Source organism: Exiguobacterium acetylicum (genome assembly GCF_019890935.1).
Lineage (GTDB): Bacteria > Bacillota > Bacilli > Exiguobacteriales > Exiguobacteriaceae > Exiguobacterium_A > Exiguobacterium_A abrahamii.
Genome location: NZ_CP082333.1, coordinates 401,090 through 424,806, shown reverse-complemented (window position 1 = coordinate 424,806; position 23,717 = coordinate 401,090). Strand labels below are relative to the sequence as shown.

At 50.5% G+C, this 23,717-nt stretch carries 21 protein-coding genes; 7 read left to right on the top strand and 14 right to left on the bottom strand.

The genetic code is table 11. The features are described from left to right. Nucleotides 1-12: 12 nt before the first annotated feature. Nucleotides 13-1,290: a phenylacetate--CoA ligase family protein gene (locus K7G97_RS02265; protein WP_223041279.1), complete on the bottom strand. Its 1,278-nt coding sequence runs from the start codon at nucleotides 1,288-1,290 to the stop codon at nucleotides 13-15. A gap of 331 nt (nucleotides 1,291-1,621) precedes the next feature. Here K7G97_RS02265 and K7G97_RS02260 point away from each other — a divergent pair, with 331 nt between their 5' ends. The 7 genes from K7G97_RS02260 (at nucleotide 1,622) to K7G97_RS02230 (ending at nucleotide 8,475) form a co-directional block, all read left to right on the top strand. Further along, nucleotides 1,622-2,023 carry a thioesterase family protein gene (locus K7G97_RS02260; RefSeq protein WP_223041278.1) on the top strand — a complete coding sequence of 134 codons (402 nt, stop codon included), beginning with the start codon at nucleotides 1,622-1,624 and terminating at the stop codon, nucleotides 2,021-2,023. 37 nt (nucleotides 2,024-2,060) lie between these two features. Further along, nucleotides 2,061-3,203 carry a Glu/Leu/Phe/Val family dehydrogenase gene (locus K7G97_RS02255; protein ID WP_133208336.1) on the top strand — a complete coding sequence of 381 codons (1,143 nt, stop codon included), beginning with the start codon at nucleotides 2,061-2,063 and terminating at the stop codon, nucleotides 3,201-3,203. A gap of 13 nt (nucleotides 3,204-3,216) precedes the next feature. Next, nucleotides 3,217-4,266, top strand: coding sequence for a pyruvate dehydrogenase (acetyl-transferring) E1 component subunit alpha (gene pdhA, locus K7G97_RS02250; protein ID WP_223041277.1), 1,050 nt, complete (start codon nucleotides 3,217-3,219; stop codon nucleotides 4,264-4,266). A 1-nt stretch (nucleotide 4,267) separates the two neighbouring features. Beyond that, a complete protein-coding gene (locus K7G97_RS02245; RefSeq protein WP_058265564.1) occupies nucleotides 4,268-5,266 on the top strand; it encodes an alpha-ketoacid dehydrogenase subunit beta in 999 nt (332 codons plus the stop codon). A 13-nt stretch (nucleotides 5,267-5,279) separates the two neighbouring features. After that, nucleotides 5,280-6,497 (top strand): dihydrolipoamide acetyltransferase family protein, encoded by a 1,218-nt coding sequence (locus K7G97_RS02240; protein WP_223041276.1) that lies wholly within the window; start codon nucleotides 5,280-5,282, stop codon nucleotides 6,495-6,497. Nucleotide 6,498: 1 nt separating this feature from the next. Continuing rightward, complete coding sequence (locus K7G97_RS02235; protein ID WP_223041275.1) at nucleotides 6,499-7,896, top strand: dihydrolipoyl dehydrogenase family protein; 1,398 nt, start codon at nucleotides 6,499-6,501, stop codon at nucleotides 7,894-7,896. 78 nt (nucleotides 7,897-7,974) lie between these two features. After that, the gene (locus tag K7G97_RS02230; RefSeq protein WP_195865751.1) at nucleotides 7,975-8,475 is read left to right on the top strand and encodes a methylated-DNA--[protein]-cysteine S-methyltransferase; all 501 of its coding nucleotides are present in this window, start codon (nucleotides 7,975-7,977) and stop codon (nucleotides 8,473-8,475) included. On the opposite strand, the gene K7G97_RS02225 is transcribed toward K7G97_RS02230, so the two are convergent. The 13 genes from K7G97_RS02225 to K7G97_RS02165 form a co-directional block, all read right to left on the bottom strand. Then, complete coding sequence (locus K7G97_RS02225; RefSeq protein WP_223041274.1) at nucleotides 8,449-8,859, bottom strand: VOC family protein; 411 nt, start codon at nucleotides 8,857-8,859, stop codon at nucleotides 8,449-8,451. The two genes, K7G97_RS02230 and K7G97_RS02225, sit on opposite strands and share 27 nt — an antisense overlap. Before the next feature lie 119 nt (nucleotides 8,860-8,978). Beyond that, nucleotides 8,979-9,983 (bottom strand): aldose epimerase family protein, encoded by a 1,005-nt coding sequence (locus K7G97_RS02220; RefSeq protein WP_223041273.1) that lies wholly within the window; start codon nucleotides 9,981-9,983, stop codon nucleotides 8,979-8,981. Further along, a complete protein-coding gene (locus tag K7G97_RS02215) occupies nucleotides 9,980-11,476 on the bottom strand; it encodes a UDP-glucose--hexose-1-phosphate uridylyltransferase (RefSeq protein WP_223041272.1) in 1,497 nt (498 codons plus the stop codon). Before K7G97_RS02215 ends, K7G97_RS02220 begins: the two co-directional genes overlap by 4 nt. A gap of 29 nt (nucleotides 11,477-11,505) precedes the next feature. Further along, nucleotides 11,506-12,504 carry a UDP-glucose 4-epimerase GalE gene (galE, locus tag K7G97_RS02210; RefSeq protein ID WP_223041271.1) on the bottom strand — a complete coding sequence of 333 codons (999 nt, stop codon included), beginning with the start codon at nucleotides 12,502-12,504 and terminating at the stop codon, nucleotides 11,506-11,508. Further along, nucleotides 12,505-13,677 (bottom strand): galactokinase, encoded by a 1,173-nt coding sequence (locus K7G97_RS02205; RefSeq protein ID WP_223041270.1) that lies wholly within the window; start codon nucleotides 13,675-13,677, stop codon nucleotides 12,505-12,507. Then, on the bottom strand, nucleotides 13,674-15,797 hold the full coding sequence (locus K7G97_RS02200) for an alpha-galactosidase (protein WP_223041269.1): 2,124 nt from the start codon (nucleotides 15,795-15,797) through the stop codon (nucleotides 13,674-13,676). Before K7G97_RS02200 ends, K7G97_RS02205 begins: the two co-directional genes overlap by 4 nt. 14 nt (nucleotides 15,798-15,811) lie before the next feature. Continuing rightward, nucleotides 15,812-17,806: a beta-galactosidase gene (locus K7G97_RS02195; protein WP_223041268.1), complete on the bottom strand. Its 1,995-nt coding sequence runs from the start codon at nucleotides 17,804-17,806 to the stop codon at nucleotides 15,812-15,814. A 25-nt stretch (nucleotides 17,807-17,831) separates the two neighbouring features. Continuing rightward, nucleotides 17,832-18,617, bottom strand: a complete 786-nt coding sequence (locus K7G97_RS02190) for a carbohydrate ABC transporter permease (protein WP_023466970.1) — start codon at nucleotides 18,615-18,617, stop codon at nucleotides 17,832-17,834. A 13-nt stretch (nucleotides 18,618-18,630) separates the two neighbouring features. After that, nucleotides 18,631-19,593, bottom strand: coding sequence for a carbohydrate ABC transporter permease (locus K7G97_RS02185; protein ID WP_023466969.1), 963 nt, complete (start codon nucleotides 19,591-19,593; stop codon nucleotides 18,631-18,633). Nucleotides 19,594-19,665: 72 nt separating this feature from the next. Then, complete coding sequence (locus K7G97_RS02180; RefSeq protein WP_050678942.1) at nucleotides 19,666-20,976, bottom strand: ABC transporter substrate-binding protein; 1,311 nt, start codon at nucleotides 20,974-20,976, stop codon at nucleotides 19,666-19,668. 29 nt (nucleotides 20,977-21,005) lie between these two features. Beyond that, complete coding sequence (locus tag K7G97_RS02175) at nucleotides 21,006-21,488, bottom strand: hypothetical protein (protein WP_055970124.1); 483 nt, start codon at nucleotides 21,486-21,488, stop codon at nucleotides 21,006-21,008. A 221-nt stretch (nucleotides 21,489-21,709) separates the two neighbouring features. Further along, the gene (locus K7G97_RS02170; protein ID WP_223041267.1) at nucleotides 21,710-22,870 is read right to left on the bottom strand and encodes an ROK family transcriptional regulator; all 1,161 of its coding nucleotides are present in this window, start codon (nucleotides 22,868-22,870) and stop codon (nucleotides 21,710-21,712) included. 110 nt (nucleotides 22,871-22,980) lie between these two features. Next, a complete protein-coding gene (locus tag K7G97_RS02165; RefSeq protein WP_023466965.1) occupies nucleotides 22,981-23,685 on the bottom strand; it encodes a hypothetical protein in 705 nt (234 codons plus the stop codon). Between the last annotated feature and the right edge of the window lie 32 nt (nucleotides 23,686-23,717).

Genomic DNA, 23,717 nt, shown 5'->3' with positions numbered 1-23,717 from the left:
TCCTCCTTTGAATCAGACGAGTGATGTCGAGCGTCGATCAACGATCCGAACGGCTTTTCCTTCCGATCGTGGTAACCCTTGGTGCGGGTGACAGACGAGATCAATGGAAATGAGGCATTCCGACTTGATGGCGTCACATATCGAACGCATTTGTCGCTCCGAGATGTTTTCGAATTCGATATGTAGCTCAACGGCATCGAGTCCTGCTTTACGCACGAGATGAATTTGATAATGCGGCGTCACGTCCGGCTGTTGGAGTAAGACCCGCTCGATTTCTGACGGGAAGACGTTGACCCCTCGGATAATCAGCATGTCGTCTGTCCGCCCTTTGACACGTGACATCCGTGTCGTCGTCCGACCACAAGCACACGCTTCGTGCGTGATCGATGCTAAGTCGCCTGTCCGGTAACGAATGATTGGAAACGCTTTCTTTTTCAAGCTTGTAAAAACGAGTTCCCCGACCATGCCATCTGGTACCGGTTCCCCCGTAACGGGATCGACGACTTCTGTAATGAATAAGTCATCCATGATATGCAGACCTGCCTGCTCCTGACATTCCATCGCGACACCTGGTCCCATGATTTCACTGAGTCCATAAATATCAAATGCCTGTAGATCAAAGGTCTGTTCGAGTGTCTGCCGCATCTCTTCCGACCAGGGTTCAGCTCCGAAGATGCCGTAACGCATGCTTGTCTTGCGTGGATCGATCCCCCGTTCGATCATGCGTTCTGCCAGTCTTAAGATATAAGAAGGTGTCCCACAGATCCCATCTGGTCGGAAATCCTCGATTAACGTGATTTGGCGATCCGTGTTGCCACCGGAAATCGGCAGGATCGTCATACCTAGTTTTTCTGCTCCTGCATGAAGACCGAGCCCACCTGTGAACAGTCCGTAGCCGTATGCATTATGCAACAAGTCAGCTGGTGAACCACCGGCTAAAACTAAGCTCCGTGCTACGGCATCTGCCCAGTCGTCTAAATCTTCTTGCGTATACCCGACGACAGTCGGTTTACCACTCGTACCAGACGAGGCGTGAATTCGAGTGACCTGTTCTCGTTCGACGGCAAATAGCCCGAACGGATAATGATCGCGTAAATCTTGCTTGCGTGTGAATGGAAACTTCCGTAGATCCTCGATCGTTTGAAAATCATCTGCCGTCATCTGCAATGTCTGCAGGCGTTCTTGATAGAACGGGACGCGCGTGACGTGTTCCATCGTTTGACGTAATTGTTCGATTTGCAGCTGCTCCCGCGTTTGCGCATTCATCGTTTCGTGATGTTGATCGTACATACCTGCACCTCCTCATCATGTATACAATAATTAAACGGTCGTTTATTTTTAGTTATATGTTTAACGTACGATACGTTCACAATGTTGTCAATCTTGTTTTGTTAAATGCTCCCAAACGATTCTCACTTTATCACTTCAACGCACCTTATCAGTAAATCAATCGGCTTATAAAGCTATTTTTTCATGATCGAGAGTCTTTTTTGGAAAATATTTCTGAAATGATTTGCTCATTTTGTAACGGGTTGATAAAATATCGTGTGACAAGTGTTATACTATTTTTGGTAAGACCACTTGATGGAATGAGGATTCGTTGTAGTGAAGGGGGATCACGATGAAGCCAGGTTTAGCTGTCGGGGATACAGCAGAGATTCAAGCGGTCGTCTCGCAAGATATGTTTGCACGGTTTGAAGGTCAATTGGTTCATCCCGCATACTCGACCGTTTCGATGGTCTACCATATGGAATGGGCAGCACGTCAACTCATCCTGCCTTACTTAGAGGCAGACGAAGAAGGTGTCGGGGGTGCGGTTTCGTTGAAGCATCTTGGCATGGCAGCTGAAGGCGCACGATTGATCGTGACCGCTACAGTAACACGCGTCACAGCACGTCGCGTTGACGCTGACATCGAAGTCCGAGACGGACAATCGATCATTGGAACAGGAGAAGTGACACAATTCATTTTAGAAAAAAGCCGGATTCAAGAAAAATTGCAAGTGAATGCTCAAACAAAATGAAAGCGCTTACTTATATTTGATAGAGGAGGACTCTACTATGAACATGTTAAACCCATCTACGAATCCAACGCTCTCGATTATGGAAAAAATCGCGGGTCACGAACAAGTCGTCTTTTGCAACGACCCTGTATCAGGGTTACAAGCGATCATCGCCATCCACGATACGACGCTCGGTCCCGCTCTCGGTGGTTGCCGCATGGCGCCTTACGCTTCTGTCGATGAAGCACTTGACGATGTCCTCCGCCTGTCGCGTGGCATGACATATAAATGTGCTGCCGCTGATGTTGATTTTGGTGGCGGTAAAGCCGTCATCATCGGCAATCCGGCAACGGATAAATCACCAGAGCTTTTCCGCGCCTTTGGTCGCTTCGTCGATTCACTCGGTGGTCGCTTCTACACGGGAACCGACATGGGCACGACGATGGATGATTTCGTTCACGCTAGTCGGGAGACATCACGCATCGTCGGCATTCCAGAAGCCTTTGGCGGGAGTGGTGATTCATCGATCCCGACGGCTGAAGGTGTCGTTTACGGGCTTCGGGCGACAATCGAGACGTTATTCGGTTCGGACGACTTAAGTCGCGCGACTTACGCGATTCAAGGACTTGGAAAGGTCGGCTTCAAAGTCGCCGAACAACTGTTACTCGCCGGTGCGACGATTTATGTTTCAGACGTCAATGAAGCCGCGCTCGCAGCAATCGTGACACAAGCCGAAATGGCACCTGGCACGGTTCGCGTCGTCTCACCTCACGAAATCCATCTAACAGACGCTGATATTTTCGTTCCATGTGCATACGGCGGTGTCATTCACGCTCAAAATATCGCCCTCTTACCGTGCAAAGCCATCTGCGGTTCGGCGAACAATCAGCTTGCAGATGAACAGCTCGCTCACGTCTTGATGGACCGCGGCATCTTGTATGCACCAGACTATATCGTCAACGGTGGTGGGTTGATTCAAGTCGCTGACGAACTGTACGGAGCAAATCATGAACGGGTTCTCCTGAAGACGCGTCACATCTATGACGCCGTGCTCGAAGTCTTCAAGGAATCGCAAGCAGAAAACATCACGACGGTCGAAGCGGCGAACCGGATGTGTGAAAAACGGATGCAAATCCGGGCAAAACACAACAACATCTTTACGAATACGACAAAACCAAAATGGGATATCCGTAACCACTGAAGGAGGGACTGACATGGAGCAACATTTTCCGATTCAACGCATCATCGATGAAGAAGGTCGTATCATCGACGCCTCAACAGAACACGATCTGACGAAAGAGCTTGCCCTCACCCTGTATGAACAGATGCACCGGATCCGGACGTTCGACCGGAAGGCGATCAACTTACAACGTCAAGGGCGCCTCGGCACTTATGCACCGTTCGAAGGACAAGAGGCAGCGCAAGTCGGTAGTGCACTGACGTTGTCCGATCAGGACTGGCTATTCCCGACGTACCGGGATCACGGTGCGACGTTGACGTTCGGTGCCGACATGGTGCGGACCCTTCTCTACTGGAACGGGCGCGTCGAAGGTTGCGTGCCATCTGAGAAACACATCTTCCCTCCTGCCGTTCCGATTGCGACGCAAATTCCGCATGCCGTCGGCGCCGCGTGGGCGGAAAAACGAAAAGGTACGACGAACGTCGCGGTCGCCTACTTTGGTGACGGGGCGACGTCTGAAGGTGACTTCCACGAAGGGATGAACTTCGCGAGTGTCTTCCAAGCACCAGTCATTCTGTTCAACCAAAACAATCAATTCGCGATTTCTGTCCCGATCGAAAAACAGATGCATTCCGAAACGATCGCACAAAAAGCAATTGCCTACGGGATGCCGAGCGTCCGAATCGATGGGAACGATGCATTTGCCGTCTATTTCACGATGCAAGCAGCCGTTGCGCGTGCCCGTTCTGGTGGTGGACCAACATTGATTGAAGCCGTCACATGGCGATTTGGTGCGCATACGACAGCAGACGATCCAACGAAATACCGTGATCAAGCCCGCTCGCGTGACCGGGTCGATCCGCTCGATCGACTTGAACAGTTTTTAAAACATCAAGGCTACTTTGACGAAACCTGGATGCAACAGCTACAGGAACGGCATCAAGCAGAAGTCGAAGCGGCAGTAACTGCGATGGAGCAATTCAAGGCACCAGACGTCAATGACTTGTTCGACCATACGTACGCGACCTTACCGGTTGATGTCCAGCAACAAAAAGAAGCGTATCTGCTAGCAAGGGGGAAATGAGATGGCAACACCAATCAATCGTCAAACAGAGATGACACTCGTTCAAGCTGTCACGGATGCCCTGCGGACAAAATTGTCGGAGGATGAGACGACACTCGTCCTTGGAGAAGACGTCGGAAAAAACGGTGGTGTCTTCCGAGCGACGGACGGCTTACAGGAAGAGTTCGGGGAAGACCGGATCGTCGATACACCGCTCAGTGAAGCCGGCATCGTCGGTACGTCGATCGGTCTTGCCATCAATGGCTTTAAACCGATCGTCGAAATTCAATTTCTTGGCTTCATCTACCCTGCCTATGAACAAATCATGACGCACGTCTCCCGGATCCGGATGCGGACGATGGGACGGTACAGTGTGCCGATGGTCATTCGTGCGCCTTATGGTGCCGGCATCCGGGCACCGGAAATCCATTCCGACAGCACGGAAGCACTCTTTACATCGATGCCTGGTCTCAAGGTCGTCTGTCCGGCGACGCCATACGATGCAAAAGGGTTATTGATTGCTGCGATTGAAGATCCGGATCCCGTGTTGTTCCTTGAGTCGATGCGCAGTTACCGCTCATTTAAGGAAGTCGTACCGAGCGAATCGTATACCGTTGAAATCGGAAAAGCGCGCTGCGTCAGTGAAGGGACGGACGTGACGTTGATCGCCTGGGGAGCAATGGTTCAAGTAGCCCAAAAGGCAGCAACGGCTGCTCAGGAACGCGGGATTTCTTGCGAAGTCCTCGATTTACGGACGCTTTATCCGCTTGACCGGGAAACGATTGCTGCTTCCGTTCAAAAGACGGGTCGTGCCGTCATCGTTCATGAAGCCGCAGCAATGGGTGGTCTCGGTAATGATCTCGTGACATTGATCAACGATACGGCATTTCTTTATTTACGGGCACCGATTGCCCGCGTGACCGGTTTTGATGTTCCGGTTCCGCTGTTCGCCCTCGAAGACCATTACATTCCGACGCCAGAACGTGTCCTTGCGACGATTCAGCGTACGGTCGAGTTTTAAGGAGCTGAATGCCATGATCGAAGTTAAATTACATGATGTCGGTGAAGGAATGACAGAAGGTGAAATCGCCCATTACCTCGTCCAAGTCGGAGACCATGTCACGACGGATCAACCGGTCGTCGAGGTTGCGACCGATAAGATGGTCGCCGAACTACCGGCTCCTGTCTCCGGAATCGTCAAGGAAATCATCATTCCGGTCGGTCAGACGGTGCAAGTCGGTACGACATTATTGCATATCGAAGCAAGTAACGCTTCCGACATGCCGGTCGCGGTAACACCTGAAGCGTCGTCCGCTCCTGAACCAGCATCGGTTGCTGTCACTGCCCCACCTGTTCAAGTTTCTCCAGCAAAACGGGTCCTTGCGACACCATATACACGAAAAATCGCTCGTGATCACGGGATTGATATCGAAGCTGTCACGGCTTCCGATCCATCGGGTCGCGTCTCGGAGGACGACGTGCTTCGCTTCGTCCAGGTTGCTACTACCCCACAAGAGACAGCTACGCCGATCATTGAAGAGGTCACGTACCAAGACACCTTACCGGAAACGATTCCGTTTCGCGGCATTCGCAAGCAAATCGCGAAAAAGATGACCCAGTCACTTTACACGATTCCTCATGTCACTCACTTCGAGGAAGTCGATATGACGCGTTTGCTTTCACTACGTGCCGAATGGAAAACAGCTGGACGAAACATCAACGTCAACGTCTTCTTCATCAAAGCCTTGATTGTTGCTTTAAAAGAGTATCCTGTCTTTCATGCCAAGCTCGATGAAACAAATGCATGTATTCGATTAGAGCAGGATTTCCATTTTGGCATGGCAACGGAAACACCGGACGGGTTGATGGTTCCGGTCATCCGTCATGCCGATCAGCTTTCACTGACGGAACTACATGAACAATTGGTTGCGCTGCAACAACGTGCTCAAAACGGTGGCTTGCGCGCAGCGGACTTAAAACCAAGCACTTTTACGATGAGTAATGTCGGTCCGCTCGGCAGTACGGGAGCAACACCGATCATCAACTATCCGGAGACAGCCCTGATTGCCTTCCATAAGACGAAAAAACGAGCCTGTGTCGATGAGAATGATCAAATCGTCGTTCGCTCGATGATGAATTTGTCGATGTCGTTCGATCATCGTGTCGCAGACGGGGCAACGGCTGTTGCCTTTACGAACCGATTCGTGTCACTGATTGAACATCCGACTACCCTACTTTTGGAGTTGATCTAACATGGTTGTTGGCGAACTTACACAAGAACGGGATCTCCTGATCATCGGTGGAGGTCCCGCAGGTTACACGGCAGCGATTCGCGCCGCACAAGGCGGTCGAAACGTTACATTGATTGAACAAGCTGAACTCGGTGGACTTTGTCTGAACCGAGGCTGTATCCCGTCCAAGGTCTATGCGCATGCGGCAGAAGAGATGTTACGCTTGCCACATCTTGAAGACCTTGGATTCACCACTTCTGCTGTCCATGACTTCAGCAAACTGAATGCTTACCGAAACCGTGTCGTGCAGCAATTACGTCAAGGGGTGGTCGCCCTCTGTCAGGCGAACCAGATTGAGCATATCTCTGGTGCAGCCTCCTTCCTGTCAGAGGACCGAATCGGCGTCGAGTCGGGACATCAGTTCGATACGTACCGGTTCCAGGACGTCATCATTGCGACCGGTAGTCACAGCATCCAGCACGAGGAATCGTGCCGTTTGAATGCCGAACAACTTTATCAACTCGAGCAACTACCAGAGAGCTTATTGATCATTGGATCTGACACGCTAGCACTCGAAGCGGCCGCCTGTTTCCATGCACTTGGGACAGAGGTGACGTTGTTTGCGGATCAATTGTCACTCGAACCAAGCCTTGAAAAGGAACTGAAGCGGACATTCAAAAAACAAAAAATCCGTCTCGTGTCGGATGTCGTGACACGTATCGAGGCTTCATCGGACGCGACCGTCACCGTCATGAAAAACGGAGAAGAAGTCGCCTATCAGGGTGCCTATCTGTTCCAGTCTCTTTCCCGGATCCCGAACAGTTTGACACTCGGTCTCGAACGGATTGGTGTGACGCTTGCAGAAGACGGGACGATTCCAGTTGACGCAACTGGACGAACGAATCAACCGCATATTTACGCAATCGGTGATGTGACACCAGGTCCACAGCTCGCCATCCGTGCGATTCATGAAGCGAAGCGAACGGCAGCTCACTTGTCTGGTCAAGACGTCGATCCGACGACACCGTATTATCCGACGGTTCTACGGACCTTCCCACCGATTGCTTCGGTTGGGATGACGGAACAAGAAGCGGTCGAAGCCGGACATGCTGTTCAGAGCGGACAGTTCCCGCTGAATGCAAACGGAGCGACGACGATCGAGGGTGGTAGTGGATTCGTCAAGGTCATCGCTGATGAGCAAACATCACTGATCCTTGGTATTCACATGATTGGGGACGATGCCCATCGTCTCGTCGGACAATTCACCCAAGCACTGGAACTGACAGCAAAACGGGAGGATCTCCTCTTCCCTGTCATGGCACATCCGAGTCGAAGCGAAGCTTTGACGGAATCGATGGAAGCCTTATTTGGTCAATCGATCCATCTTCCACCACGTCAACAGGTCGGTTCGCGTGCGTAATCCAAAAGCGGTGCCTCTGCGTCAGAAGCACCGCTTTTCGATTCATCACTTCATTTCGTGTAGAAAGGAAAACATGTCATGGAACTGTACTTCACTCGTTTGCACTGGAATACGCATACGTTTCCGGTCGCCGCTACAGCAGATGGTCTCTGTTATGTCGGCGCTTGGGATGAACCGGAGGAGTTATTCGACGACTGGTCGCGGAAACACTTCCCGCGAGCCGATCGGATTGCTTCTGATACCGCGCTTGCTCCGTATACGGAGCAGCTACTGGCTTATCTAAATCAGCAGTCGACGACACTATCCTTTCCAATCGCACCAGTCGGTACCCCGTTTCAACTTGAAGTCTGGAATGCTTTACGCGCGGTACCGTACGGTCAAACCGCCACCTACTCCGATATCGCGGAACGTCTCTTCCGGCCGAACGCGACTCGCGCGATTGGCACGGCAATTGGGAAAAATCGATTACTGCTTGCGATCCCATGTCACCGGATCATTGGCAAAAAAGGCGATCTGCTCGGGTATCATGGCGGTCTGAATATGAAGCGGACACTACTCGCGCTCGAGCAACGCCTCTGATTCTCGTCCCTCTTCGCTGAAAGATAGAGCGAACAGAATCCCGAACGGATCGCGGACTTGCGCATACCAACCTCCAAAGTCTGCTACCGCAAGGGGTGTAACGATTTGACCGTCTGTCGTTAATCGCAGATACACTTGTTCGAGCTCTTCAAGCGACGTAAAAGTCAACAATAGATGGAGCGAAGAAGAGGTATTCGGTGCGTCACTCTCATCCCAGAGCATCAATTCAAACGCACCATTGGATAAATGTGCGTGGTAGACGGTATCTCCTGCTTCATCCATTATGATACGACGACGTGTCATCGCAAATACGTTTTCGTAGTACACGATCGCCGGCTTGGCTTGTCCCGCAAAAACGAGACAAGGAGTAGCGGCATACTGCATGAAAAGCCCTCCTTTCATTATGCTTTAGTATCATCTTTCGCACTTTTCTTCCCGATTTCCTTCTATACACAAAAAGCCCCACTTTCCTGTCCAACCAGACATGGAAAGTGGGGCTTTTTTCAAGAAACTACACCAAAGCGATAAGCTGTTTTCCAGTGATAGGTTTCACCGGGTGACAACAAGATTGATGGAAAATCAGATTCATGGACTGCATTCGGATGGACTTGTGCTTCAAGGCATAAACCAAGTGATGGTCGAGCCGGAACACCATGAATCGTATAATCGGTCAGCAGTTGCGTTCCCGTATAGAGCACGACCGCCGGCTGATTCGTTGTCACGTCGACGAAACGACCGGACACCGGATCTTCAAGTCGAAGTGTGTCATCCCGCAATACGAAGGGATGATCATAGCCGTTTCCAACAGCAATCGTCTCGGGATGCTCCAGCGCAATCCCGTCACGAATCGACTGACCGTTACGGAAATCAAACGGGGTTCCGGAGACATCCCGTTGTTCCCCTGTCGGTAAGCCGTCTGGCTGGACCGGTAAGTAGCAGTCGCTTGGTAACGTCAAAACGTGATCTAACACATCCCGCTTCGCATTCCCCGATAAGTTGAAGTACGTATGATTCGTCAGATTGAGTGGTGTCGTCTGATCCGTCACGGCCGTCATCTCAAGCGTCAGTGTTGTTCCCTCTAATCGATAATACACGTCGAGTGTGACCGTTCCCGGATACCCTTCTTCTCCATCCGGACTGTTCAAGCGCAAATGGAACAACGTATCCGTCGCTTCAATGACATCGAACCATGCTTGATCGAATCCGTGAATTCCACCATGCAGATGATTCGCACCGTCGTTTGCGACAAGCGGATAGACCTGTCCCGCTACTTCGAAGAGTGCCTGTCCGATTCGACCAGCGACGCGTCCGACGATTGCCCCGAAGTAAGGCGAGTGCTGTTGATAATCGTTCACCGTCTCAAGACCTAAAACGACACTTTCTAAATGACCATCCCGATCGGTCGTCCGGATATCTTGGATGATGCCGCCGTAGTTCCAGAGTGTCACTTCGATGCCTTCCTGGCGTAACGTATGTCGGATCAACTCTTTCTCAAGTAGTTGCGTCATCGTTGTTCCTCCACCGGTTGGCGCGTCACGAGTTGAACGAATCGCCCGAACGCCGCCTGACCTTCTTCCGTCTGTTTAAAGACACCACAGTCCTCAAGACCACGTACGAATTTCGCAGCAACCGCTTGCTCGACGTATGTCGTGACATCTTGACCGTCATACGCTTGTTTTAGTTCTTGCGCCCAGTCAGCATGCGCGACAGCTACTTCGTCGACTTCACCTGTGATGAACTGCTCGACCTGTTGCAACTCTTGAAGCAGGCGTGCCGGTAAGACTGCCAGTCCCATCACTTCGATCAAACCGATATTTTCTCGCTTGATGTGGTGAATATCGGCATGCGTATGGAAAATACCGTCCGGATGTTCTGCTGACGTCCGGTTGTTCCGTAAGACGAGATCGAGCTCGAATTGTCCATCACGTTGACGGGCGATCGGCGTCACTGTATTGTGTCGCGTCTCACCAGTATGTGAACGGATCTCTTGACTCTCATCCGTATACGTCAACCACGTCTCATAGACGGTCGTCGCAGCATCGAGTAGTGCCGACGCATCTTCACTCTTCAGACGCAACACACTCAGTGGCCAGTGTAAGGTTTCGCCAGTGACTGTCGGCTGATCCGGGAACGTAAAGGATGTTAAAGCGTTTGCCCGGTCCATCGCAAACGTATAGCGACCGCCCTGATAATGATCATGCGTCAGAATCGATCCGCCGACGATCGGCAGGTCCGCATTCGAACCAGCAAAGTAATGTGGGAACTGCTCGACGAAAGCGAGTAGACGTGCAAAGGCATCTCGATTGATGACCATGTCACGATGTTCCTCTGACAAGATGATGCTATGTTCGTTGTAATAAACGTACGGTGAGTATTGTAATGCCCACGGTTCTTCCAGCAGTGTCAGTGGAACGATTCGGTGATTCGCACGGGCTGGATGATTCGCACGCCCCGCGTAACCGACGTTTTCGACGCACAACAGACAGGTTGGATAGTTCGATGTCGTCGGTGCCTCCGTCCGAGCTGCTGCGATTTCACGTGGATCTTTTTCCGGCTTCGATAGGTTGATCGTGACATCGATCGTCCCGTAAGCCGTATCCGCTTGATAACGTTTATTCTTAGCGATCCGTTTCGTTTGGATGTAATTACTCGCTTGACTGAGCTGATAAAAGTAATCCGTCGCCGCTACCGGTGATTCAGCGTACAGACGACGGAACGTCGCTGTCATGTCAGACGGACGGGCGACGAAGATATCCATCACATCTGCTGCGAACTGCTCTTTGTCTTCAAGACGCGCCGGCAACTGTCCACTTACGATCAACACTTCAATCATGTCATCCAAAATATCGGGAATTGGGCGAGATGGTACGTCTGCCTGTTCTTCAAAATCGACTTGACCGACCCGCGCTAGAATCCGGTTCCGGGCGTAGATCGCATCTTCCGGTTCAATCAAGCGTTCCTGGATTGCTTGCGCTACTAACTGTTGGATGAGTTCATTCATCGCCGTCACTCTCCTCATTCTGTCTCTCTTTAACGAACGCTCGTCCGGTACCCTTCTGGATTGTGCGCATGCCAATTCCAAGCATCACGGATGATCGTGTCGATGTCGGTGCGTTGTGGTGTCCAGCCGAGAACTTCCTTTGCTTTGGCGGATCCGGCGATCAAGATACTCGGATCCCCTGCACGACGTTCAATGATGCGTTCCGGAATCGGATGTCCCGTTACGCGGCGGGCTGCTTCGATGATTTCTCGCACGGAAAACCCTTGGCTTGAACCGAGGTTAAAGACTGTGCTGTCGTTGCCGTCCGCTAAATAATTGAGTGCTCGTACATGAGCATCGATCAAGTCTTCAACATGGATGTAATCACGAATGCACGTGCCATCCGGCGTTGGATAATCATCGCCATAGATCGAAATTTCTGCCCGTTGTCGGTTGGCGACTTCAAGGACGAGCGGAATCAAATGTGTTTCTGGTGTATGGTCTTCTCCGATCTCACCTGTTGCTCGTGCACCGGCGACATTGAAGTAACGTAACGCGACGTAACGTAAACCATACGCTTGTTCAGACCATCGCATCATCTTCTCCATCATCAACTTCGTCTCGCCATATGCATTCGTCGGACGCGTTTCCGCTGTCTCGAGAATCGGCATCTGTTCCTGTTCACCGTATGTCGCTGCCGTCGAAGAGAAGACGATCTGTTTGATGTCGTGCGCGATCATCGCTTCAAGCAACACTTGTGTCCCGTAAACGTTGTTATCAAAGTAAAGTAATGGTTCCGTCATCGACTCGCCGACGAGTGAAAAAGCAGCGAAATGAACGACTTGTTCAATCGTCTCTTCCGTAAAGACGCGATCGAGAAAAGCACGATCGCGTATGTCTCCTTCATATAGACGCGCTTGCGGATGAACCGCTTCACGGTGTCCGGATTGCAGATGGTCGATGACGACGACATCCTTTCCGGCATCAATCAATTGATAGACGGCATGGGAGCCGATATAACCAGCTCCACCTACGACTAACGTTGCCATTTAGATGACCTCCCGTTCGATTTCACGTGCTCCGTCACCGACCGTCGCCGTATAGAACGTCGCCGGGTATCCGATCCGTGCTTCATAATGTTCGCCGACAGCTTGTTTGAAGGCGTCGACTGCCTCGTCTTCAACGATCGCAATCGCACAGCCACCAAAACCAGCACCTGTCATCCTTGCGCCGAGCACGCCCGGTTGTTCCCAAGCCGCTTCGACGAGTGTATCAAGTTCAATCCCTGTCACTTCATAATCTTCCCGTAACGAGACGTGTGACGCATTCATCAACTGACCGAATGTTTTCAGTTCTCCCGCTTCGAGTGCTGCTAGTGCCTGAAGCGTTCGTTCATTCTCTGAAATCGCATGGCGTGCGCGACGCATCAAACGTTCGTCTTCCCATGCGACTTTTGCGAATTCTGACGTCGTCCATTGTCCGAGTGCTTCCCGTGGCGTGAACTGATTGAGGTAAGCGAGTGCTGTCTCACATTCCGCCCGGCGTTCATTGTATTTCGAATCCGCCAGTTCACGGCGTTTGTTCGTATTCATGATGATGATCGTATACCCCGTCAAATCGAGTGGGGCATACGTATAATCGAGCGTCTCACAATCAAGCAACAATCCCGCTCCCGCTTTTCCCATACCGATCGCAAACTGATCCATGATACCACTGTTGACGCCAATATAACGGTTTTCGACTTGTTGACCGAACCGGACGAGATCAAGACGTGGAATCTCTAATCCGTATAATCGATCGAGCAAGACACCGATGACGAGTTCAAGCGAAGCCGATGATGAAAGACCAGCTCCATTCGGGATGTCACCTTGAATCAGGATGTCACATCCTGAGTCGATGCGGTACCCTGCTTCCTGTAAGACTGTAATCATACCCTTCGCATAGTTCGCCCAACCATGCTTCGCATCATACGCAAGTTCGTCGAGCGCGACTTCGATGATGCCGTCTTGCTCGAAATTCAGTGAGTAGAAGCGGAAGCGTTGATCGTCTCGTTTTCGTGCGATCGCATGCGTACCGAACGTCAACGCACATGGAAAGACGTGACCGCCATTGTAATCCGTATGTTCACCGATTAAGTTGATCCGTCCTGGTGCAAAGAAGCGATGCGTCGACGGTGAGCCAAACCGCTGTTCAAATTGTTCTTCTAACGTCTGGTCTGTCATACGATCGTCTCCTTTGATTCGAGTAGTGAGAGCGCACGGTGGACTGGCTGAATCCGCAAGCAGCGGGCTTCATAGTCCGTCGTGTATGAGAATGTCAAGCCTTGTTGCATCAAATAAGCGCCGCTTAACGTCCGGTCCTCGACTTGATAACGCATTGCTGGGTCGAGTCCTTTTAGCTTGAAGTGATACTGATGTGTTCCGTATTGTCGAAGTGGCGCGATCGCAAGTAGGATCGTTTCTTCTTCTGATGTATACTGCATGACGCTTGGCGTCTGTTGTGTAAAAGCAGATAAGCGATACTGGATACCGCGTTGAATCGTCGGACGAATCGCTTGATATGTCTCGATCCAACCTTTTGCTTCCGCAAGTTCATTCGTTGACCATTCGCTTAAGTTACCACCAATGCCGAGTGTGCCTTGCATCGAGGAGACGAAGCGTGTTGCAAGCGGTACGTTGCGTCCATTTAACCAGTTCGGTCCGTCCGTCACCCAGCAACTCATCATTTTCGCATTATAGGCATACGAGAAGTCATGCTGAATTTGTAAGCGATCGAGTGGATCGGTGTTATCACTCGTCCAGACTTGTTCCGTCCGTGAGAGGATTCCAAGGTCGATCCGTCCGCCACCACCGGCACAGGCTTCGAAGTCGACCGTCGGATGCAAGCGACGTAATTCGTCAAAGATCCGGTACAATGCATCGACGTGACGTTTCCATAGTTCTTGCTGTCGATCCGTCTGGTCTTTTGGAACGCCTGGTTCCGAGAAGGCACGGTTCATATCCCATTTGATGTAATCGATCGCATGACGCGTCAGCAAATCATCCATCATCTCGAGAATGAATTGCTCGACTTCTGGTAATCCAAGGTTTAAGACGTATTGATTCCGAGATGTCGTCCGGACTGCATCGCGCGCATGGTAAATCCAGTCTGGATGCGACCGGTATAGATCAGAATCCGGATTGACCATCTCCGGTTCGACCCAAAGACCGAATTGTAACCCTTGTTGTTTCACATATGAGATCAAAGGCTCTAGACCGTTCGGGAATTTTTCCCGATTAACGTGCCAGTCCCCGAGTCCCGCTTGATCGGAATGGCGTTCACCGAACCAACCGTCATCGACGACGAACAGCTCACAACCGATTCCTGCTGCCAGATCAACGAGTTCACGTTGACCAGATTCCGTGACATCGAAATACGTCGCTTCCCATGAGTTATAAAGAACAGGACGATCGGTCGCACGTGGCATGATGACGTCACGCTGGAACGCGTGCGCATGGGCGCTCATATCCGCGAAACCGTCCGCATAGCCGATGTAGAACGTTGGTGTCGTCAACTGTTGTTGATGTGATAGTTTCCAACTGAAGTCAAACGGATTCATGCCACCTGATAGTTGGACAAAACCGAACGCATCTTGTTCGACGTGAATCGCCCAGTTGCCGGAATAAGCAAAATGTCCGTAGACGACTTCACCGCTGTCTTCTGTCGCATCCTGTTCGAGTGCGAACCAAGGATTCGCTTGGTGACTTGTCACTCCACGTCGACTTTCAATCGTCTGGCGCCCTGGTGTCACCGGTGTGATCTGTTTCTTGAACTCCCCTGTCCACATCCCAGCGAAGTGATGCAGTTTTAAATTCGGTTGATGCCATCGTCCCATCGCAAAGGACTGGGCTGCTGTCAAACGAACAGGTAATCGGCCTGTGTTTTCGACGACAATCGAACGACCGATGATGTCGTAATCGGCGAACACTTCGTACTGAACTCCGACTCGCATCTCCTGCAAGGGATCAAACAGCCAGAGCGTCAATTTCGTTTCTGTCTGCTCGGAGCGTTCAAACTGGAACTGGTGAATCCGCTGTCCGTCCTCTCGTTCCGATTTCAAAGTTGGCTCCGTGTACAACATCTCGCCAAATGGTACGAAATCGTACGTCGCGACGCCATCTGGTGATTCAAATGAACTGTGTGCGACGATCGGACTCGGTAAAGCTTCATAATCATCCCGGTATGGTAACTTGGAACCGAAATAGGTGTGAATCAGCTTACCGTTCGCACCGATCGTGACGACGTGAGCGACCCGTTTCCCTTCGATGACGAAACGACGTCCTGCTACTTCAAAGATTGCCATGGTTCTCTTCCTCCTTACGTCGTCAGAATCAGTGTCTCAAGTGGTGCGAGCTGGACCGTTCCACGATATGTCTCATCTTTTGTCAATGCTTGGTATGTTCCGTCTAACGTGACGTCCCGCGTTTCTTTCGTGTCATGGTTCATCAAGAAGAGGAAATCACGTTTTTCGCCGTGACGACGCACGATTTCGACTTGATCCGGCGCCTCGATCATCTCGATGCCGGCCTCAGTGAACGCTTGACGGTAAATCGTATCAATCATCGCGTCATCAATCGATGAGCCGATGTAGGTAATCATTCCTTTATAGGCATTGCGCGTCACAGCCGCTACACCCTCGTAGAACGTATCTTTATAGACAGCGAGCGTCTCTGCTGTCGTTGGTGTAATGAGATCACACCAGAGGCGGGCTGTTGAAGATTGTCCTGCCATCTCGCCGATGCCTGCCACCTGATGTTGCTGAACGGATTGGAGTGACTCGTATTCGTCGATCTCGATGCCCGCATACGGCGCGAACTTACCTGGTAACGTCGTCGGTACGACATGGTTCCGTGCATCCTTGACGCCTGTTCGGTACGTGAAGATGACGTGACCGCCTTGTTCCATGTACGCGATCAAGGCATCATCGAACGTTGGATTCGTTAAGAAATAGAGCGGAACGATGATCAGTTTATAACGAGAGAGATCATCACCCGGGAAGACGATGTCGGTTGCGACTTGTTGACGAACCGCTCCACCATAGAAGCGAACGAACTCCGTCCGGAAATCAAACGCATCACTGTGTGGCTGGTGTGTCCACGCCCAGACGTTTTCTTGATCAAAATAGACACCGACTTTCGCGTCGTAACGGCTCGCGTTGATCTCATCACCATACGTATTCAGTTCCGTCATGATCTGTTTGACTTCTTCGAATTTCCGTTTCGGTTTGCCATCATGATCGATGATGCCGTGACAGAACTCCTCTGTTCCGAAATGAGCAGCCCGGAAGCGGAAGTAGACGATTGCTTCTGCTCCCCGCGCGACCGCTTGGTACGTCCAGAGGCGAATGTGTCCTGGTCGTGGCAAGTAACCGATTTTGCTCCAGCCTTGTGCGCCACTCAACTGTTCCATGACCCAGAACCCTTTTCCTTGCTTCGAAGAGCGGCACAGATCGTGATCACTCGCCATCTTCTCGAACCGGTTCGGCTCCGGTAGTCCACCCCAGACCGGGTAGTTATCGAACGCCACGTAATCGAGGTCTTGCGCCATTTGTTGCTGATTGACCGCCATGTCACTGTAGACCAGATTGTGCGTGATGAAGACGTCCTCTGGAATGTAGCGACGTAAGACATCAACTTGTAATTTGTTATAGTACGTATAGCCGTCGGCACAGAAGCGATCGAAGTCGACGAGCAAGGATGGGTTGTGCTCCTGATAGACTTTACGCGGTACCGGGATTTGCTCCCACGCCGTGTACGTCTGACTCCAGAAGACGGTTCCCCACGCTTCGTTCAAGGCATCGAGCGTTCCGTAACGGTTCGCTAGCCAACGCTGAAAAGCAGCGCGGTCGACATCGCCGTAAGAACGATCCGACTTCTCATGCCCGTATTCATTATCCGTTTGCCACCCGACGACACGAGGATGTTGACCGTATCGTTTCGCCATCTCTTCCGTGATCTTGACGGATAGACGCTGGTACGTTTCGCTGTGGACCGTATAATGGCGACGGGCACCAAAGCTGATCGTCACACCGTTCTCATCGACCGGTAAGATTTCTGGATACTTCGTACATAACCAAGCCGGTGGTGTCGCAGTTGGTGTCCCGAGTACGATATCGAATCCTTCCGCACTCAAGCGTTCAATGACGTCATCCCAAAAGCTGAAGTCATAGACGCCTTCTTCCGGCTCCATCATCGACCAAGCGAATTCCGCGAGACGAACGACGTTGACGCCAAGTTCCTTCATCAGTCGGAAGTCTTCCTCCCATAGTGCTCGTGGTGTTTGTTCTGGATAATAATCGACTCCTAAATACATTGTGCTCCCCCTTACGCAAAAACAATTATTTTACTGCACCCGCCGTCATTCCTTTTTGGAAGAAACGTTGGAAGAAGATATAGAAGATCATCGTTGGTAAACTGATTAAAACAAGTGACGCATAGATTTTTCCTGGGTCCCCACCGAGCGCATCCTTGAAGAAACTTGGTGCCATCGTCACTGTCTGATAGGCAGGATCCGTCATGAACGTAAGAACCATCAAGTATTCGTTCCATGAGTTAAGGAACGCATAGATTAAAGCTGTTGCGAGCGCTGGTTTTGCGAGTGGTAGCATGACTTTGAAGAAGACTTCAAGAATCGTCGCCCCATCGATATACGCCGCTTCCATCAGTTCGTTCGGTAGTTCATCAAAGTATCCTTTGATGAGCATCAGACCGAATGGTAAGAAGAACGCAACTTCCGCTCCAATCAGTCCCCAGTGATTGTTCAGTCCGTCAAACGAACGGAGCGTGAAGAACAATGGCACGATCATCGAAGCGACGGGTAACATCAGACCCGCTAAGACCATATTGAACAACAGACGTTTTCCAGCAAACTCAAGTTTCGAGAAGGCAAACGCCGCGAATGCCAGAATCGTGATCGAGATGATGATCATGAAGAAGGCAACGAAGAAACTGTTGAAGACGAAAGTTGGGAAGTTCGGGTTTTGTAATGTCGCGATATAGTTGTCGAATCCATTGATTCGGAGACTCTCTTTGAACATGACGAAAATCGGGAATAACCAGACGATTGATGCCAGCACCAATACAAGGTTGATCATCCAGCGGCTTTTTTTAGATTCTACATCCATGGGTCGTTCCTCCTTAGTTATCCATTTTCTTTTGTACGCGCAATTGGAAGTACGTGATGAGCAAGGCAATCGTCAACAGGATGATGGCAACAGCACTCGAGTAACCGACTTCCTGTTGCAACATCGATTTCCGGAATAGATAAGTCGAAATGAACTCCGTCGACGATCCCGGTCCGCCGGCTGTCGTGATCCAGACTAAATCGAATGTCTTCAGACCACCGATGACACCGAGGATCGAAAGTGTGAACGTCGTTCCTTTCAAGTTCGGGAAGACGATGCTCCATAGCGTCCGGAAGAATCCGGCTCCATCGATTTTTGCTGCTTCGAAGATTTCCTTCTCAATCGTCAACATCGCCATGTAGTACATGACCATTGAAGAACCCGTCCACTGGAAGATGTTGATCGCAATGACGGAATAAAGCGCGATATCCGGGTCACCGAGCCAGTTCTGTTCGAGGCTACCGAGACCAATCGCACGGAGGAACTCATTGATGTAACCAAACTGGAAATCATAGATTTGTGAGAATGCCGCACCGAGTACGACAGGGCTCAAGACGACCGGGAAGAAGAAGACTGACTTCATCGCCGTCCGCAATGGTCCCGGTGTATGCAGGAAGTACGCCAAGACAAGACCGATACCGGCTTGGATCGTGACTGTTAAAATCGTGAAGATGAACGTATTCTTCAGCGAGAGATAGAAGTCTGGATCTTGGAACATCTCAGCATAGTTGTCGAGTCCGACGAACGCTTTGTCAAACGAGATTCCGTCCCACGAGAAGAACGAGTTATAGGCGTTATAGAAGATCCCATAATAGATGAAGCTGACGACGAACAAGACGATCGGGGCAACGAACGCCCATCCGACCATGTTCCGCTTCATGTTCTTTTTCTTCTTTGGCGCAGGCGTACGTGTCGCTACCGGCTGGAGCGGTTCTGCTTTTGGTTTAATCGGCAATTCCTGTCGCTCTGTCTGCATATGGATTCCCCACTTTCCTCAAGTCCAAAAATCAGGAAGTGGCACGCAGGCGTACCACTTCACTGTCGAGTCTTATTTCGCTGATTGATCCGCTGCGTCTTGAACGCGTTGTAATGCTTCTTTCGGATCTTGTCCTGTCGCGATGTTTTGAAGTTCCTTACCGAGGATATCGTTTAATTTCGTATCCCGGATACCACGGCTAGCAACCGCTTTTGCTAATGTGTCGTTCAACATCTTGTACGACTCTTTTTCACCTTCCGATGTGAAGGCAGCATCTGAATCGACTTTGACGTCCTTGATGCCAGGTGCCATCTCGAACTCACCCATGTAGACTTCTTGTCCTTTTCCTTGGCTCATGAAGGCGATGAACTCCGCTGCACCTTCTTGTTGTTTTGACTCTTTGTTGACACCAAGTGCCATGTCGATCGATGCGATGACGGGTTGCTCTGTTCCGCCTGCTAAGTTCGGGAGTGGAACGAATCCGAGCTCATCATCGATTTTCCATTTTTCTTTTTTCTCTTTCGTCGTCATCGAGTGTGCTTCCCATGAACCGATGACCCACATCGCTGCTTTTTTATCGAAGAACTGGTTCATCCCGTCATTGTATGTCGCTAGACCAAGTGCACCTTCTTGGAAGACTTTATCCTTGAAGAGGTCTTGCCAGATTTGTGCTGTTTTAACCATCTCGTCGTCTGTCCACTTCGCTTCACCCGAAAGAACTTTTTGGATGTAACCTGGCGCCACTTGGTGACTGAGGACGTTGTAGACGTCGATATCGATCCACGCATCTTTTGCTCCGAGCATGAGTGGGATGACTTTATCGCCTGAGTCTTTGATCTTCTTGACTGCGCTGACTGTTTCTTTATAGTTCTTCGGTGGTGTCACGCCGTATTTGTCGAGCATCGTCTTGTTGTACATCAAGTACGCTTGACCTGTGAAACCGATTGGGACCGCGTATTGTTTACCGTCGAGTGTCGTCTGTTCGATTCCAAGCTCGACGAACTTATCTTTCCAGCCTTTGCCGGCTGCTTTATCCATGTACGAATCAACCGGTACGACACGATCCTTGTACTGTTGGATCATCGGTTCTTTTAGACCGATGATGTCTGGACCCTTACCTGACAACATCGCGACTTGTAATTGTTTTTCATAGTCTTCACTGTAGCGTTTGAATTGAACGACGTATTTGTCTTGCGATTCGTTGAACGCATCAACGACTGCTTTCCCCGCTTCAGGTTGTGGCGCCCAGCCCCACCATGTGACGATCGTCTTACCGTCTTTCGTTTTCGTTTGTTGCTCGTCTTCTCCACCACAAGCAGCAAGGAATGCGGATAATGTCAGGACAGATGCTGCAGCAACGAGTTTCGTTTTTTTGAATTTCATGTAAGAGCTCCCCTTTTATGTGTAAGTAGTCAAGCGTATCGTCTAGCGTGTTCCCCTTCAATTTGTGCTTGTTTGCACCATTCTTCGATCACCTTCGTCTGAATCGGCATTCCCTGTAGCTGAATCAATACGCGGGCAATCAATCGAAGACGATACGCCAGCGTATCAACATCCGGTCGGACGAAGAGATATAACTCCCCACCGAGCGTCAAACAACCGGCAGAGCGCATGTGTTGCATGAGTGCGCGTAATTCAATGTATCCGCTCTCATTTTTTCGAATGTGTAGCTCGGATGAACGGATCGTCAGGACCCCTTGTACCGATGACATCCGGAATTGAAACACACCGTCACGTCGTGGTCGGACGAGCACGATATCCTGCTCGTCTGTCGGGACATCGCCTGGACCCTGTTCTGTCATCTGTTGCGTCGACCGATGAAAATAAAAACCGCGGATTGCTCCGTAACGCCCGAAAGCTTCACGGTACGAAACCCATGGATCGTGTGGTTCCATTGCGCGATGCCTCCCTTTCCTGCTTCAGCTTGATTAGCCCCTGCTAACCTGCATCCACCTCCACTTAGTTGACCATGAACTTAGTAAATTAAATTTATTATCTAACTTTACATCGACTATAGCATATCACTTTTTGGTTTGTAAACGGTTTCATTAAATTATTTTTGAATAACAAAACCGATTCCATCTCCTGCTGGTTCGCAAGACATAGAATCGGCTTATTAAATCGTTTGAAATAAACTGTTCGTTGCAAGGGCAGCAGCACTGAGCGCTCCCTGTTTTTCACCCCACGGGACCATCTTGACATCGGTTTCACGTGAAGCAGCGGTCAACGCCGTGTGCTCGACCCGTTCCTTGATTTGATCAACGATCGTAGGTGCGAGCTCGAACATCGGTCCCCCAAGTAAGATCCGGCGTGGATTCAAGAGATGAATCGTATTCAAGACACCGATTCCGATATATTCCCCTGCCCGTTCATACGCACGAACCGCCTGCTCGTCTCTCTCGTTCAATCGCTTGCGCAAATCAGTAAGCGTCGAGACTTGTGGATCAACGACAGCATAATCCCGTAACAATGCTTTTTCGCCTGCCAACGCTTCAAGACATCCTCGGTTCCCACACGAGCAAATCGGACCATCGAGATCAAGGCGCATATGCCCGACCTCTCCCGTAATATGATGTTGTCCGTCGACAAGCTGTCCGTCGAGCACATAAGCACCCCCGATGCCTTCCCCAGCATAGAGATAGAAGAATTGTTCAACCCCGACACCTTCACCGAACAACAACTCAAACGAAGCGAGTGCCCGGACATCATTTTCGATGAAAACAGGATAGTCAAAGCGTGCTTCGAGTTGTACCTTCAGTTCAACGTCATGCAAATGGAAACGTGGAGCAAAAAGAATGACACCTGTCTCCGGATTCACCATCCCGTGGACGGAGATGCCGATACCGTGAATCGTTCCCCGTCCTTGTGTCTGTGCAATCAAGGTCTCGCATAAGCGACCGATGGCTTCAATCAGTTCTTCATTCGTCTCAAAGCGTCCCACGGCTTCGGACTCATGAATCGTATTGCCACTTAAATCCGCAACGACCCCGATGAACTGATGGCTTGTTGCATCGATACCGATGACGTATTGCTCTGTTGCAACGAGTTCGAGCATGATCGGTTTTCGTCCCCCGTTCGATACCCCAAGCTCTCGCTCCGTCACGAGTTGTTCTGCAATCAATTCACTGACGATGTTTGATACCGTCGGCTTCGTCAAGTTCGTCCGTTGTGCTAACTCGACCCGCGAAATCGGTTGATGCATCCGGATCAGTCGCAAGACGAGTGCTCGATTATAGGAACGCATCCATTTAGAATTACGCGGTGTTTCTTTCGCCATGTCCCCCTCAACCCCTTTGGTCTGTCTCTTTACTATCTTCGCATATTTTGTAAGGGATTTCACGGTCTCACACAAAAACCGTTCATCTGCTGAACGGTTTTTGTGCACTTTCATGCTTCATCGTATGGTTGTTCCAAGATCAAGACACGTGAACCATCCGGATTCTCGGTCAGTTCGATTTCGACGATGGCTTGCCCGACCAACAAGACGATCGGTTGAGACGGATCATTCTCGCGAAAGAAACCGATTTTTCCATGGTGTGCATCCATATAGTCCGCATATAAAAATGTGCCGTTGACATGTAACTCATCCTTCATGCGATTAAACGTCAGACGTGGCACACCGTACCAGGCTTCCCCATTCAAATAAAGCAACGGACGCTCGCCGACTGATTCATTCATCGCCCGTCGGACCTCGATCGCTCCCGTCGTATCGTAATACAATCGATCCTGACCACGTGTCGCGATGACGATCGGATGTTTCTGATACAAGACGACTTCTAAAATTTCATCTGCTTGTTCGACGAAATAACCAGTCTCATCCGACTGGGCAAAACTAATCGTATACAGCTGCATCCAGGACACAATATCCGTCACTTGAACCGGTTTATGAAAAAGCGCAGAAACAAGCAGTGTTTCTTGCGGAGTCACAATCAGATTGACGGAGATATCCGCTAAGCGGATCGTCCGGATTTGTGTCGAAGGATACGTATGGTCATAACTCGGAACAAGCATCGCTTCATAGTGATCGTCCTTTTCGACCAGCTCAATCGATGGCATGCGTCGATCGAAATCCGCAATTTGAATTCGTTTCATCCGACATCTCCTCTCACCTTCATCGAACAGCC